Genomic DNA, 16,488 nt, shown 5'->3' with positions numbered 1-16,488 from the left:
CTGATAAAATGTATTGAGGCTGGCTGTTTTGATTAAACTAACATTATTGAAGTAAAAAGATATAGGCAGGCAAAATATTTACCTGCCTATAAATTAAACTAAAAACTAACTCAAAAACTATACTTTATTTGCTATTAATCAAAATCCTGGATTTTGTTCTAGACCAGGTGTTTCTGCTATAGGCCCAGAAGGTATTGGGAATATTCTCATATTCGTATCTGTGTCCGTTTTATCTGTCCAAGTGTCTTCCCAAGTGCCAAATCGAATTTGGTCTGTTCTTCTATGGTACTCCCAATAGAATTCGAAACCTCGTTCATTGTACACATCTTCCAGAGCAGCACTACCTATTGCAAAACTATCACCACCACGTGCAACCCTAACGGCATTTACATCGGCTAAGGCATCACCCGATCCTAATCTTAATTTAGCTTCTGCCCGCATTAAATATAAATCGGCTAACCTAAATATCACTATGTCAACACCAGTGTCATCTCTATTTGTACCTATATCATCTATACTCCATTTGGAAACTCGTACTCCTACAGATTGGTTTTCTGCAATCAAACTCACTTCTCGTGTATGATTGGCAAAAGTTTCATCTTTATTCCAAAGCTGTACCGCAACAATATCAATGGTGCCGTCACCATTAAAAATAGGCGTTCCAGCATCGTTGTTAATACCATATAACTGCCCTTCAAGAAAGCCTCTGTTCATTTTATAATCAGAAAATTGTATAGTACCTGCTTCATTAGGATAGTTTTCCTTATAGTACCTAGGGTCATTAACTGCGTCCCATGTATCTAAAAACCCAGGTAATGTACATCCAGCATCAGAACCCGTTAAATTAGTAGTGCCATCGTTTGCAAAATAAATAAGACCTCTAGATAACCCATTAGTAGTATTTCTCGTAACACTTCTACCACCAATACGTATAGACGTTAATTCATTCTTTGCTGACCATATAATCTCAGGATGGTTTTCATTGTCAGGATCGAACATGCTAAAATAATCATCGGTTTCCAAAGTGTGTGTACCACTACTAATTACTTCTGTGGTAAGATCAATGACCTTTTGCATGTCTTCAGCAGAGAAAGAGAAGTTCGAAGCATAACGATCTTCATAAACTGCTTTGTTCAAATACACCCTTGCCATAAGCGATTTTGCAGCATCTTGATTAAAACGTACCGTATTTTTTCCAGTAGGAAGGTTCGACATAACAGATTCCAAGTTGGCAATGATGGTGTTTACCGCCTCAGTTCCTGTAAGGATTTGAGGGTCTGTACTAAAATTAATTTCGGTAATACCGCGATATGGTACTTGGCCATAAGCATCTAAGCAAACCCACATATAATGTGACAATAGACCTACAGCCTCTGCATGCTCTTGTGTACCTTCCTCTAAATAAGAAATTGCTTGAAAAGCAAAAGCCATCCCGGTTGTAATATGACCCCATGTTTCCGTGGTATAACGATTCTCAGGAGTATACTCGTGTTTATGCAGTTCCTGAAAAACACCTCCGTCAAACCAATCGGTTCCTCTAGTTGGTAACATACCTTCATCTGCTGAAAAAGTTTGTAGGGCGAAAAACCATCGGTGTCCATAAACCCTTCTCATATTATTATAAGCTGGAGCTAAAAGGTCTAACGGGTCAGCATTAATTAATAAATCTTCTCCACGGGCTTCGTCAATAATTTTCTCATCGATGTCACATGACTGAAATCCAAAGAAGACAGCCAATATGATGCTAAAAATAATAGATTGTTTTTTCATAATCTTATATTATATTATATTTTATTTTTTTAAATTAGAAAGAAAGGTCAACGCCTAAAATGATGGTTCTAGGACGAGGATAAGCACCAAAATCTACACCATATACATTACCACCGCCTGTATTAACTTCGGGATCATATCCTGAATAGTCTGTTATTACAAAAAGATTTTGTCCTGTAAGATATACTCTTAAATTATCCAGAAAACTATTGTTTTTAACATTCCAGGCCAACGTGGCATTGTTCAATCTAAAGAATGAACCGTCTTCAATAAATCTAGATGAAGAAACAGGTGCGGCAAGTGGGCTTTCGTCAACATCAAGATATTCGCTAAAAATATTATTCCCGTTTTGTCCCAAAGAAGCAGCACTTGAATAGGCTCTTGCCGTATTATTAAAAATATCTACTCCACCTACACCATTAAAATTCAATGCTAAATCAAAGCTTTTGTATGATGCATTAATATTAAATCCATAAATAGTAGTAGGTAGTGCATCTCCTACTATTTCAGAATCTGCTGATAGTATTTCTACGCCATCGCTATCATATCCTTGAAATCTAGGTAAATAAAACGATCCCGCAGATTCCCCATTCGTAAAAATGCTACTCGTCTCCCCGGATGTCCCAGGACCAGAAATCTCTCCAACAAACACATCTGTAGCAAGTCCCGTAATATTATTATCCAAAAATGATATGTTACCAGAAAAATCAAGTGAAAAATCATCTGTTCTTATAGCATTTACATTTAACGCAAACTCAAACCCTTTATTAATAATTTCTGCATCAGAGTTCACATAAATATTACTAGTCAAGGAAGGAACAGGGGCAGAAACTAGCAAGAAGAGATCGGTGGTGCTTTTATTAAAATAGTCAAATGTACCGCTAACTTTACCATTTAATATAGCCCAATCCATCCCAATATTGTACTGTTCTGTAACCTCCCATTTTAAGTCTGGGTTAGGTGTTCGTGTTGAAGTCACACCATTAATAACCGTTGTACCATTAAATGTAAAGCTATTATTAACGCTAGTCTCAAAGGAAGCTTGCGTAACCCTTACTGGTACTGCCTGATTACCTGTTTGCCCCCAACCTAATCTTAATTTTAAATTAGAAAACACATCTGAATTTGCAAGAAACTCTTCCTCATTTATTTTCCATCCTAATCCTACTGCAGGGAAATAACCATATTTATTGTTCTCACCAAAAACAGAAGATCCATCTGCCCTAAACGATGCTGTTACCAGATATTTATCTAAGAAATTAGCATTAATCCTTCCAAAGAACGATTGTAATTTTCTTTCAGAATCACCTGATTCTATTGTAGTAGTTCCTTCTACTATCCCTAAATTATAAATAGGATCTATTTCAGTCGTAGAAAAATCCTCCCCTTCAAATCTTAAACTTTCATTATTGAAAGTCTGATAGGAATGCCCTGCAAGCACATCAAAATTCCACTTCTTATAACTCTTTCTGTATGTTAGAAAATTCTCTATTAATACGTTTGAATCTTCATTTGTATTCTGAACAATCTGATCGGTATCATAGGAGCCTCCATCATTAGCATTATTGAATATCCGTATTATACGATCTGTATCTGAATTTTCGTAAGCCAAGTTAAGTTTGTAATCTAAGCCTTCAATAATAGTATACGTAGTAGTAAAGTTAGCTAAAACTTTTTTGCTTTCAGCTCTATCACGATATAAGTCAAAAAGAGCCACAGGGTTGTCCGTAGCGCCCGCCAATGTAGTTACTACTCCATTAGCATCATAAACGGCACCTGTTGGATTAGCTCTAAGTGATCCAGTAATTAAATTCCCTAAAGCCTGACTTTCGTCTGTAAGATCAGCCACTGTTAAGTTAGTCTGGAATTTTAAACGGTCATCGAATAATGAAGTACTTATACTAAATCTTCCAGTTACTTTTTCATGTCCCGTAGTTCTCACTAAACCTTCTTGATCTAGATAACCCAATGATACATTATATGTCGTTGTACCTGCTCCGCCAGAAATCCCTAAATTGTAATTGTTTGTTTGGGCTGTTTGATAAATCTCATCTTGCCAGTCGGTATTAGCATTTGCTGGATCAATATAGTCACTAGGATCTCTACCTATTACAGGAGCCAAACGAGCCGTTTGTTCGCGATATTCGCTAGCACTTAACACATCTACATCTCTAGCTACTGTAGAAAAACCAGTTGATGCACCGAAGGTAACTCTTGTTTTGCCTACTTTTCCTTTTTTGGTTTGTATAAGCACAACTCCATTAGATCCTCTTGTACCATAAATTGCTGTAGCAGAAGCATCTTTTAAAACGGTAATACTCTCTATATCCTGTGGATTTAAAAAGTTTAAAGGACTTTTAGATCTTGAAGTTCCTCCAACACCTGTAAGACCATTATCATTAGATGACCCTCCATCCAAAGGAACACCATCAACCACAAAGAGGGGGTTACTAGAACTACCTATTGAATTAACTCCACGAATATTGATGTCTACAGCGCTTCCTGGTTCTCCAGAACCTGTAGTTACATTAACACCAGCCATTTTACCTTGCAGTAATTGGCCTGGTGAATTCGAAATACCTTTGTTAAAATCTTTGGGGCCAATCACTTTAACAGAACCTGTTAAATCTTTTGATTTTACGCCTCCATAACCAATTACAACTACTTCTTCAAGTTGAGAAGTATCTTCTTGCAATTGAACATCTAATGACGATTGCCCTGTATAAGTAGCTTCCAATGTTTGAAAACCAAGGTAAGAGAATACAAGAATATCTCCACTATTGGCATTAATACTATAATGACCATCAAAGTCTGTAGCAGCACCAGTAGAGCTGCCTTTAATTATGACATTTACTCCTGGAATAGGAATATTTTGTCCATCAGTTACTACACCAGACACCTGTGTTTGTGCCCATGAAGTACTTGTTAAGCCTATTAATAAGGCAATAAATAAGAGTTTAAGTTTTTCCATTTTATAATTGTTTAGTTAAAATAGTTCTGCAATTTAATGTTAAAGACTTGTTAATAAATGGACATATTATTCTGATATATGGACATATTAATTAATTGCAAAAATCAATATGTGAGTACCTTGGGTATAGTTTTTGTTTTTTGTTTAAACAAAAGGGATACGGTTGAAAACAAAAGATTTTGTTAATCTGTTTGTTTTAAAACAATTTTTTATAAATTTAAAAACTTATTAACCCGATTTGTCCATGGCTTGGATTGATTTGTCCATTAAGAAACTTGCGTAAAAAAGTAATTTAGTGGATTATAAAAATTTAAACTTAAAATGAAAATATCAACAAACTATTACAGAAGTATATTAATGCTATTTATGGCATTTTTAATTTTAAACTGTGCGAAAAACACTAAAGAAGATATTCCTTGGGTAAATTTATTTGATGGCAAAACCCTTAACGGATGGCACCAAAAAGGGGGAGAAGCAAAATATACTGTGAGAGATAATGCTATTGTTGGAACGACAGTTCACAATACACCGAACTCTTTTTTAACTACAGATAAAATGTATGATGATTTTATTTTAGAATTAGAGTATAAGGTAGATCCTACAATGAACTCAGGTATTCAAATACGTAGTAATAGCTTTCCTCATTATAGAGATGGTCGCGTACATGGATATCAAGTAGAGATAGACCCATCAGACCGAGCTTGGAGTGGTGGTATTTATGATGAATCTAGACGTGGTTGGTTAAACCCGTTAGCAGATAATCCAGAAGCCCAAAAGGCATTTAAACAAAACGAATGGAACCATTATCGTATAGAAGCAATAGGAGATACAATAAAAACATGGGTAAATGGTATTCCGGCAACGCATTTAATTGATGAAAAAACAGCAAGTGGATTTATTTGTTTACAAGTGCATAGTATTAAAGAAGATAAACAAGATGGCACAGAAATTGTTTGGAAGAATATAAAAATAATTACAGATAGCGTATCATTGTATTCAAAAAAGTCGACTATTAAGCCAATTATAACGAAAAATCAATTAACAATTGACGAAAAGAAAAAAGGCTGGAAATTATTATGGGACGGTAAAACAACCAATGGTTGGCGCGGTGCTAAACTAGAAGAATTTCCGGAAAGTGGCTGGAAAATTGAAAACGGAGAATTAACAGTGTTAGCTTCTGGAGGAGGTGAATCTACTGCCGGTGGTGATATTGTTACAAAAGAATTATATAGTGACTTTGAATTAAAAGTTGATTTTAAAGTAACTCCGGGTGGTAATAGTGGTATAAAATATTATGTAGATACCAATATAAATAAAGGTGCGGGATCGTCGATTGGCTTAGAATATCAAATTTTAGATGACGATTTACATCCTGATGCTAAACTAGGAAACCACGAAGGAAGCAGAACAGTAAGTTCTTTATACGATTTAATTCAGGCTGATGTAAATAAACCAATAAACCCTGTTGGTGAATGGAATACAGCTTACATAATATCTAAAGATAATCATGTAGAGCATTGGCTAAATGGTACTAAAGTTTTAGAATACGAAAGAAAGAGTGATGATTATAGAAAACTAGTATCAGAAAGTAAATATGAAAAATGGCCAAATTTTGGCGAATTGGATGAAGGTCAAATTTTATTACAAGACCATGGAGATCTTATATCGTTTAAAAATGTAAAAATTCGTCCTATTAATAATACTAAAGAATAAATTACTATGAGTTCAAATAGAAGAGATTTCATTAAAAAAGCAGCTATAGGAGCTGTAGGCGTAACATTAGGTTCTAATAGTGTTAACGCGATGTCGGCTAAAAGTTATTCGAAAATAATAGGTGCGAACGATAGATTGCATGTAGCCATTCAAGGTTTAGGAAGAAGATACAATGCTTATCTGGGAGCTATTGCAGCTAAAAAAAGTAATGTAGAATTACTTTATTTATGCGATGTTATGAAAAGCCAGAGAGATAAAGCAGGAAAAGCCGTTTCAAAAGTATTATCTAATAAACCTATTTTAGAAAATGATATCAGAAAAATAATTAATGATAAAAAAGTAGATGCTATTTTTATGGCAACTCCCGATCATTGGCACGCACCAGGAGCTTGTATGGCGATGCAAGCTGGAAAACATGTGTATTTAGAAAAGCCTTGTAGTCATAATCCAGAAGAAGGCGAATTGTTAGTCGCATATCAAAAAAAATACAATAAGGTAGTGCAGATGGGGAATCAACAACGTTCGTCATTGCAATCTCAAGAAATCATAAAAGAAATTCATAATGGTGTTATTGGAGATGTGTACAATGCCATTGCTTTTTACACAAGTAAAAGAGGGCGTGTGCCAAATCAAGAAAAAGCAAATCCGCCTGAAGGTTTAGATTGGGAACTTTTCCAAGGACCAGCTCCTAGAAGGGATTATACTCATAATACTTGGGATTATAATTGGCATTGGTATGGCTGGGATTATGGTACTGCCGAAATGGGAAATAATGCTACTCACGAATTAGATATAGCTCGGTGGGCCTTAGATGTGAAACACCCTGAACACGTAGAAGTAAAATCAGGCAAATACCATTATAAAGATGATGGCTGGGAGATGTACGATACTATGGAAGCTACATTTAAATTTGCAGGAAATAGAACTATACAATGGGATGGACGAAGTAGAAATGGTTATGATAAATATGGAGCAGGTAGAGGTACTATTATTTATGGTTCTAATGGCTCTGTTTTTATAGACCGTGATGGATATAAACTATATGATATAAAAGGTGAACTCATTAAAGAAAACATCGTGTCTGGAATTGAATCAGGAAATTCACTTGGCGGTGGTGGTAAACTTTCAACATTCCACACTTTAAACTTTTTTGATGCCATTAGAGGAAAAGCTGAATTAACATCACCTATTGATCAAGGAGCAACAAGCCAGTTATTAACACATTATGCAAATATTGCTTCTCGTATTGATGACTCTTTTGATGTTGATGAAAAAACAGGGCGTATTTTTAATAGAGAAGCCATGAAATTATGGTCAAGAACATACGAACCCGGTTGGGAAATTAAACCAGTATAGATAAAGATAATCAGTATCTTAGTAGCTTCAAATCTTACAGAATAAATATATGAAAAGAAGAGCGTTTATAGTTAAAGGATCCTTAGCATCATCTGCCATTTTAACAACTTCAGCATTTGCTATGGAAAGTGCATTTGGTTATAAAGGAGCCAATGATGTTTTAAATATAGGTGTAATAGGAACAGGAGATAGGGGGCGAGGTCTTATTTCTAATATTAACAAGATTAAAAATTTTAATGTTATTGCTTGTGCCGATATTTTGCCTTTTAGATTAGAAAAAGGGGTGAATACTGTAGATGGAAAAGCTAAGGGGTATGCAGACTATCGTAAATTATTGGATAATAAAGATATAGATGCAATATTAGTAACAACACCATTTAATACACATTCTAAAATAGCTATAGATGCTTTAGATGCCGGTAAACATGTATATTGTGAAAAAACAATGGCAAAAGGTTATGATGGTATTCGGAATTTAGTAAAAAAAGTAAACGAATCTAAGACCACATTTCAAGCCGGACATCAATATCATAGTTCACGATTATATTCTCATGTAGTTGATTTAATCAAAGACGGGAAAATAGGAAAAATAGCTGCTTTTGAGTGTCAATGGAACCGACATGGAAATTGGAGGCGGCCAGTTCCCGAACCTGAATTAGAGCGTATTATAAATTGGCGCATGTACCACGAATATTCAGGAGGGTTACTTGCCGAGCTTTGTTCCCATCAAATAGATTTTGCTAATTGGGTATTAGGTGAAACACCATACCAAGCTATGGGTACTGGTGGTGTAGATTACTGGAAAGATGGAAGAGAAACTTACGATAATATTCATCTTATTTATAATTACCCTAGTGGTGTTAAAGCAACATTTACCTGCTTAACAAGCAACGCTAAAGATGATTATAAAATAAAAGTTATGGGAGATAAAGGTACCATTCTATTAGATTATGCAAAAGCGTGGTTTTTCCCTGAAGGAAAGGGTAAAAAAGAACTAGGGATTGTAGATGGTGTTTCTGGAGCAACGACTAAATGGGATAAAAATTCAGGTATTCCTATTGAATTCGAGCATAAAGAACCCAGCAAACAAGCTTTAATAGATTTTAAAGACAATATCATATATAATAAAAAGCCAATTTCTGATGTTACAACAGGTGCTAATGCTGCTATTTGTATTCAAATGGGACTTGACGCTATGTACAATAATAAGGTTGTTGCCAAACCAGTATTGTAATGAGAGTATAATAAATAAAATGTAAATAATAAAAGAATCTTTATGAAAAAGTATCTGTGTTTAGCGATTTTAATAGTATATAGTGCATTAATACATGCTCAAAATAATATTGAACAAGTATCATTAAAAACCTCTTTGATGAAACCCCATGAGGTTATTAAAATAAGTGAAGGTCATTATCTAATAGATTTTGGAAGAGCTTTTTTTGGGACTGTACAGATAAAATCCAAAAAATCGCAAAGTGAGCCTATTAGTTTTCATTTAGGAGAGAAATTAGAAAATCCCAATAAGATAGATAGAAATCCAGGTGGGACCATTAGGTACAGCAATGCTGTTTTAGAAACTTTAAGTGAAGGTGAATTAACTACTGTAAGCCTTGTTCCAGATAAAAGAAATACTACGGGTGCTGCTATATTGCTACCAGAGAATGTAGGAACGATTATACCTTTTAGATATTGCGAAATTGAAAATCTAAAAATCCCTATTGAAGCTATTGAAATTTGGCAAAAAGCAGTTCATTACAAGTTTAATGATGATGCGAGTTCCTTTTCATCTTCAAATGCGGTATTAGATTCTATTTTAGATTTATGTAAGCATACCATAAAAGCTACTAGTTTTACCGGTTATTATGTAGATGGAGATAGAGAACGTATTCCCTATGAGGCTGATGCTTATATTAATCAACTGAGTCATTATAGTGTAGATAATGAGTATACTATGGCCAGAAGAACCAATGAGTATTTTATAGAAAATCCCACTTGGCCAACAGAATGGTTATTACATACAGTATTAATGTTTTATGTAGACTATATGTATACTGGCGATTTAGAACCGCTAAAAAGGCATTACGAAAACTTGAAGTTAAAAACACTTATGGAATTAGAGGGTGCCGATGGTTTAATAAGTTCAAAATCTCCCAATTTAAATAAAGATTTAGTAAAAAGGCTAGGTTTTAAAAAGACAGGTACTAGAATTAGAGATATTATTGATTGGCCTGGAGCACGGAAAGACACGGGTTGGAAAGTAGCTACTCCAGAAGGCGAACGTGATGGTTATGAGATAGTTGCCACAAACACAGTCGTTAACGCTTTTTATTATCACAATTTAAAGTTAATGGCAGAAATCGCAGGGTTTCTTAACTATAAAGAAGATGTTGTATTTTTTCAAAATAAAGCAGCTAATACTAAGAAAGCTATCAACGAAAAATTTCTTGATAAATCAAAAGGTATATATATAGATGGAGTAGGATCTAGTCATTCATCATTGCATGGAAACATGCTTCCTTTGGCTTTTGATTTGGTTCCTAAAGAGCATCTAAAAACAGTTACAAAGTTTATTAAATCCAGAGGAATGGCATGTAGCGTTTATGGCTCACAATATTTATTGGAAGGCTTATATAAAAACAATGAAGCCCTATACGCATCACAATTAATAACCGATACTATAGGAGACCGTAATTGGTGGAATATGATAAAAGTAGGTTCGACTATGGCTATGGAAGCCTGGGATATGAAATACAAACCAAATTCTGATTGGAACCATGCTTGGGGTACAGCACCATTAAATATTGTTACACGTTACATGTGGGGCATTAAGCCTAAAACACCTGGTTTTAAAGTTGCAGAAATAAAACCACAACTTGGTGATTTAACCTTTTCTAAAATAAAAGTTCCAACCCTTAACGGTGCTATATACGCCGAATATAAAATAGATGAAAAGAAAGACGCTATCTATAAAATAGAACTACCAGATAATATGGAAGCAGAATTTGTTTTGCCAGATGGAGCTTCTAAAGTCGTGCTTAACAATAAGAAAATAAAGAAGCGTAAAACAAGTTTAGCTCTTAAAAGTGGCACGAATATTATCAAACTAAAATATTAAAGAAGAAATATTGTTTTAACGTGAATTTTGTTTAAGAATTTAGCACTTCGGCTACCTTCAGTGAACAGTCAAGAAGTTTTCTTATCCAAAATTCATGTTATTTTAGTTCCATACTAAATTTTACATTTTCTTTAGTAAGAATTTCGATAGGAGAATATATTTTAGAAACAGGTCGTTTTTTCTCAATAAGGTAATCAACCATTAATTTAATGGATTCATAACCTTCCTTAAAGGGCTTTTGAGAAATTAAAAAAGAGACTCTTCCATCTTCTAAGCATTTAATATTTTGTTCCGTACCATCAAAACCAATTAAGGCCAGGTCTTTTATTTTTGAATTATCAATACAATTTGCAAAACTAAACACCCTACTACTAGGTACAAAAATTCCTTTAATTGTTGGATTAGCGTTAAACATATCATGCAACTTTTCTTTTAATTCGTCAGTATCATCTAGATTAAAAATAGTCACCTTAGTACGATTTATTGAAATATTATTATCTGTAAAATAGTCATCAAAGCCACTTATTCTATTATAAATAGCATGATTATTATCAACATTAATTCTTGTTTGCATAATGGCTATAGAAGCATCATCATTTATAGAAAGATGCATTAATTTTCCTGCTAAGACACCACTCATATATGAGTCTTGACCTATAAAAGACATGTTGTCGAACCCGTCAAGGTTTACATTTAAAAAGATATAGGGGATCTTTTTATTGTCTAATGCTTCAGCAAGTAATTGCGTTTCCGTTCCAAATAATGGTGTAAATATTACAGCATCAGGTTTCGAAGCTATTATTTTTTTAAACTGGCTTACATAAGAAGACACTTCAAACTGATTAAATGTATAGCTATTTACTTTTACACCAAACTTTTCAATATCTTCTTTAGCCTTAGAAATACCCATCATAGGTGATTTCCAAAATGTGTTTTTAGAGTCGAACTCTGGTATCAATGTAGCTATCTCAAATTTTTTGTTCGACGCTAGAGAACTAGCAATAACATTAATCTTGAAATCATGTTTTTTTATAATGGCATTTACTTTGGCTTCTGTCTTTTTAGAAACACCGCCTCTGTTATGAATGACTCTATCAATTGTTCCTATAGAAACACCAGCCTCTTTTGCAATATCATTTATAGTAATCATTTATAGGACTTATTCATATTGTTTAAAAAGTTACCGTGTACGCACACAAAATTTTGTAAATATAACGAAATAATAAATTTTTATTTTTACATTTGCGTGTACGCACACGAAGTTAACAATAAATCCTAATTATAAGTTCAATATTTAATAAGGAATAATTTCAATAGTGTAGAGAAACAGGTCATAAATATTTAAAAATTATAAAAAATGAATTTATTTGATATTGAAAATAAAGTAGTACTCATAACAGGTGGAGGCGGTGTTTTAGGTGGTCAAATGGCAGGCTATTTATTAGCTAATGACGCAACAGTTGTTATTTTAGATTATAAGCAAGACATTGTTGATGCAGCTATTGCTAACTTAAAAAAGATAAGCGATACTGTTTCTGGCTATGTATGTAATGCTTTAGAAGAAACAAGCTTAAAAGAAGTATCTGATAAAATCATTGAAAAACATCATAAAATAGATGTACTTATAAATGCTGCAGGAGGTAATATGCCGGGAGCTACTATTGGTGTAGATCAAACGATTTTTGATGTTAATATTGATCATTTTAAAAAAGTAGTCGATTTAAACTTGTTTGGAAGTATTTTACCAGCTTTAGTTTTTGGAAAAGAAATGGCAAAGCATAAAAAGGGTATAATAATAAATATTTCTTCTATGACAGCTCAAAGTGCTATCACCAGAGTTGTAGGGTATTCGGCTTCTAAAGCTGCGATTGACAATTTTACAAAATGGTTATCGGTAGAATTAGCATTAAAATTTGGTGAAGGCTTACGTGTAAATGCTATAGCACCAGGATTTTTTATAGGCAATCAAAACAGAGATTTGTTAATTAATAAAGAAACCGGAGCCTATACAGATCGCGGTGATACCATTATAAAAAACACACCGATGAAACGATTTGGAGAAGCCGAAGAATTAAATGGAACCATTCATTATTTATGCTGTGAAGCCTCAAAATTTGTAACAGGTGTTGTAGTGCCAATAGATGGTGGATTTAGCGCTTTTAGTGGCGTATAATTGTAATTGATAAAAGAAAGAGAATAATGGAACAAACATGGCGTTGGTACGGACCAAATGACCCCGTACAATTATCAGATATAAAACAAGCAGGAGCTACAGGAATTGTTTCTGCATTACATCAAATTCCTAATGGACAAATATGGGAAATAGATGCTATAAAAGAACGTAAAACAATCATTGAAGAAGCAGGTTTAACATGGAGCGTTGTAGAAAGTATTCCTGTACATGAGGCTATTAAAACACGATCAGGTGACTTTCAAGTTTATATTGAAAATTATAAAAAAAGTATTGAAAATTTAGCTGCTTGTGGTGTTCATATTGTTTGCTATAACTTTATGCCTGTATTAGACTGGACAAGAACATCGTTAGACTACAAAGTGGAAGATGGATCTAGAGCTTTACGCTTTGATGTCATTGCTTTTGCAGCATTTGAATTGTATTTATTAAAAAGACCAGGGGCAGAAGATAGTTATTCCGAAGAGCAAAAAATAGAGGCTAAGGCTTATATTGAAAGTCTTTCGGAAACAGACAAAACACAACTCATTAATAATATTATAGCAGGTTTACCTGGTGCAGAAGAAGGATACACCTTAGAACAGTTTCAAGAGGTACTGAATACGTATAGTGCTATAGATGCAGATACATTGCGAGAAAATTTAGTAGCTTTCTTAAAGGAGATTATTCCTGTGGCGGCTCAAAATAATGTACTTATGTGTATCCATCCAGACGATCCTCCATATCCTATATTGGGTTTACCAAGGGTTGTAAGTACAGAAACAGATTATGCTTATTTATTTGAACAAGTTCCCGATAGAGCTAACGGTATAACCTATTGTACTGGTTCCTTAGGGGTACGTGCCGATAATAATTTAGTGCAAATATTTAAACGTTTTGCAGATAGAGTTCACTTTTTACATTTGAGAAGTACAAAAAGAGATGCCAAAGGAAATTTCTACGAAGCAAATCATTTAGAAGGCGATGTAGATATGTATAGTATTGTAAAAGAAGTATTAATAGAGCAAAAAAGAAGAGCAGAAGAAGGAAGGGGAGATGCCCTTATTCCTATGAGACCGGATCACGGACATCAAATGCTTGATGATTTGCATAAAAAAACAAACCCGGGATATTCTGGAATAGGAAGACTGCGTGGTTTAGCAGAATTAAGAGGATTAGAACTTGGTATTTCTAAAAGTTTATAGGTATGGCTCAAATAGCGTCAAAAAATTTTATTACAGATAATTTTTTACTAAACTCTGAAGTAGCAGTAACACTCTATCATGAGTTTGCTAAAGATATGCCTATTATAGATTATCATAACCATTTATCACCAAAGCAAATTGCCGAAAACAAGCCAATAGAAAATATAACGAAGGCGTGGTTGCATGGTGACCACTATAAATGGCGAGCTATGAGGGCTAATGGTATAGACGAAACTTTTATTACAGGCGAAGCTTCTTTAAAAGACAAGTTTATAAAATGGGCAGAAACAGTACCTTATACATTAAGAAATCCACTGTTTCATTGGACACATTTAGAATTGAAACGTTATTTTGATATAGACGACATTCTACAAGCTAATACAGCGTCTCATATTTACGAGAAGGCTAATGCTATTTTAGCAGATAAAACACCTGCACAATTGTTGGAACAAATGAATGTTGAGGTGATTTGTACTACAGATGACCCTACAGATAGTCTTGAATATCATCAGCATATTTCGAAACAGAATTTTTTCACAAAAGTATATCCTACATTTAGACCAGATGAATTATTCTTAATCAACAAGAACTCATTCAAAGATTATTTAAAAAAGTTAGAAGCCTGTGTCGGTTTTTCCATTGAAAATTTAACAGATCTTTTAAAAGCTATTGCGAGTAGAGTTGACTTTTTTAATGAGAATGGATGTCGTTTATCAGATTTCGGATTAGAACAAGTTTATGCTTACGATTTTACAGATAAAGAAGCCGATATCGTTTTAAAGAAACGAATATCTGGAGTAAGCCTTTCAGATTCTGAAGCTAATACTTATGGAGCTTGTATTCAATACCATTTAAGTAAAATGTACCATGAGAAAAATTGGGTACAGCAATTTCATTTAGGAGCCATTAGAAATAATAATTTGCGTTTGTTAGATGAAATAGGGGCCGATTCCGGTTGCGATTCTATGGGAGACTTAACACATGCTAAAGCAATGTCTAAGTTTTTTGGCAGATTAGATCATGAAAACATACTTGCTAAAACAATTAGTTACAATTTAAACCCGTCACAAAACGAAGTATTTGCCACTATGATGGGTAACTATAACACCAGTGAGATTCCCGGGAAAATGCAGTGGGGTTCCGGATGGTGGTTTTTAGATCAAAAAGATGGTATGGAAAAACAAATGAATGCCCTTTCTAACATGGGGCTGCTAAGTAGATTTGTTGGAATGTTAACAGATAGTCGTAGCTTTTTATCGTTCCCAAGACATGAATATTTTAGACGTATTTTATGCGATTTAATTGCAGAAGATATAAATAAAGGCTTAGTGCCAAACGATGTTAATTTCCTTGGAAATATGATTCAAGATATTTGTTATAATAACGCAGTTAATTATTTTAAATTCAACACGCCATCTTAATGTACAACAAACCCATAACATTACTATTAATAGTATTGACACTGTTATCCTGTAAAGAAGAATCCGGCGAGAAGGTGCTATATCTGGCCCATACCTTGCCCCAGACGCACCCAGTACACAAAGGGATTTTAAAGTTCCAAGAAGTATTAGCAAAAAAGTCAGGAAACACATTGAAAATAAAAGTATTTCCAGACGGTCAGCTGGGCTCCGAGCGCGAAGTATTGGAACTGTTACAAATAGGAAGTGTAGCGATAACCAAAGTAAGTGCCGCAACCCTCTCTAATTTTGTACCCGAATACCATGTACTGGGAATCCCCTACCTATTTAAAAACAAGGAGCATCAATTTGACGTACTAGAAGGCCCAGTAGGGAAGTCGATATTAGAAAAAGGGAGTAAATTTTGGTTGCGGGGACTCTGTTATTACGATGCAGGGAGTAGAAGTTTTTATACCAGTTCCAAAGCAATCCGTACCCCCGACGACCTAAAAGGACTGAAGATAAGAGTGATGAACAACCAAATGGCGATCAACATGGTCAATGCGATGGGAGGCTCTGCCACCCCCATGGCCTATGGAGAACTATACACCGCAATCCAACAAGGCGTAGTGGACGGAGCCGAGAACAATCCGCCCTCGTTTGTCTCCTCAAACCATTACGAAGTAAGCAAGTATTATACAATAGACGAACACTCAGCCGTTCCCGATGTCTTACTGATCAGTACCAAATACTGGGAAAAACTATCAGAGCAAGAACGCCAGTGGGTAGAA

The 16,488-nt window shown here is 34.5% G+C and carries 11 protein-coding genes; 8 read left to right on the top strand and 3 right to left on the bottom strand.

Going from position 1 to position 16,488, the window contains the following annotated elements; translation table 11 throughout:
* Positions 1-138 precede the first annotated feature (138 nt).
* Both Q4Q35_RS13015 and Q4Q35_RS13010 read right to left on the bottom strand, forming a co-directional pair.
* Positions 139-1,770, bottom strand: a complete 1,632-nt coding sequence (locus tag Q4Q35_RS13015) for a RagB/SusD family nutrient uptake outer membrane protein (protein ID WP_303278426.1) — start codon at positions 1,768-1,770, stop codon at positions 139-141.
* Between the two features lie 34 nt (positions 1,771-1,804).
* Positions 1,805-4,741, bottom strand: coding sequence for a SusC/RagA family TonB-linked outer membrane protein (locus Q4Q35_RS13010; protein WP_303278425.1), 2,937 nt, complete (start codon positions 4,739-4,741; stop codon positions 1,805-1,807).
* A gap of 366 nt (positions 4,742-5,107) precedes the next feature.
* Here Q4Q35_RS13010 and Q4Q35_RS13005 point away from each other — a divergent pair, with 366 nt between their 5' ends.
* Genes Q4Q35_RS13005 through Q4Q35_RS12990 form a run of 4 tightly spaced genes read left to right on the top strand, consistent with a single transcriptional unit; the run spans position 5,108 to position 10,925 of the window.
* Positions 5,108-6,454 (top strand): 3-keto-disaccharide hydrolase, encoded by a 1,347-nt coding sequence (locus Q4Q35_RS13005; protein ID WP_437439748.1) that lies wholly within the window; start codon positions 5,108-5,110, stop codon positions 6,452-6,454.
* Between the two features lie 6 nt (positions 6,455-6,460).
* The gene (locus Q4Q35_RS13000) at positions 6,461-7,810 is read left to right on the top strand and encodes a Gfo/Idh/MocA family oxidoreductase (RefSeq protein WP_303278423.1); all 1,350 of its coding nucleotides are present in this window, start codon (positions 6,461-6,463) and stop codon (positions 7,808-7,810) included.
* 49 nt (positions 7,811-7,859) lie between these two features.
* Positions 7,860-9,044, top strand: coding sequence for a Gfo/Idh/MocA family protein (locus Q4Q35_RS12995; RefSeq protein WP_303278422.1), 1,185 nt, complete (start codon positions 7,860-7,862; stop codon positions 9,042-9,044).
* A 42-nt stretch (positions 9,045-9,086) separates the two neighbouring features.
* The gene (locus tag Q4Q35_RS12990) at positions 9,087-10,925 is read left to right on the top strand and encodes a family 78 glycoside hydrolase catalytic domain (RefSeq protein ID WP_303278421.1); all 1,839 of its coding nucleotides are present in this window, start codon (positions 9,087-9,089) and stop codon (positions 10,923-10,925) included.
* A gap of 97 nt (positions 10,926-11,022) precedes the next feature.
* Here the strand turns inward: Q4Q35_RS12990 and Q4Q35_RS12985 are convergent, their stop codons facing one another.
* A complete protein-coding gene (locus tag Q4Q35_RS12985; RefSeq protein ID WP_303278420.1) occupies positions 11,023-12,075 on the bottom strand; it encodes a substrate-binding domain-containing protein in 1,053 nt (350 codons plus the stop codon).
* 207 nt (positions 12,076-12,282) lie between these two features.
* Between Q4Q35_RS12985 and Q4Q35_RS12980 the strand changes: the two genes are divergently transcribed.
* From Q4Q35_RS12980 to Q4Q35_RS12965, 4 genes are all read left to right on the top strand, one after another.
* Positions 12,283-13,098 (top strand): SDR family NAD(P)-dependent oxidoreductase, encoded by an 816-nt coding sequence (locus tag Q4Q35_RS12980; protein ID WP_303278419.1) that lies wholly within the window; start codon positions 12,283-12,285, stop codon positions 13,096-13,098.
* A gap of 26 nt (positions 13,099-13,124) precedes the next feature.
* Positions 13,125-14,300: a mannonate dehydratase gene (gene uxuA / locus Q4Q35_RS12975; RefSeq protein ID WP_303278418.1), complete on the top strand. Its 1,176-nt coding sequence runs from the start codon at positions 13,125-13,127 to the stop codon at positions 14,298-14,300.
* Between the two features lie 2 nt (positions 14,301-14,302).
* Positions 14,303-15,721 carry a glucuronate isomerase gene (gene uxaC, locus Q4Q35_RS12970; RefSeq protein ID WP_303278417.1) on the top strand — a complete coding sequence of 473 codons (1,419 nt, stop codon included), beginning with the start codon at positions 14,303-14,305 and terminating at the stop codon, positions 15,719-15,721.
* Positions 15,721-16,488: TRAP transporter substrate-binding protein (locus tag Q4Q35_RS12965; protein WP_303278416.1), on the top strand; the 768-nt coding region annotated here is incomplete at its 3' end. The genes uxaC and Q4Q35_RS12965, both read left to right, overlap by 1 nt.

The sequence above is a fragment of the Flavivirga aquimarina genome (genome assembly GCF_030540835.1).
Lineage (GTDB): Bacteria > Bacteroidota > Bacteroidia > Flavobacteriales > Flavobacteriaceae > Flavivirga > Flavivirga aquimarina.
Note: the sequence above shows the minus strand (reverse complement) of the source record. Positions and strands in the feature narration are given on the sequence as shown.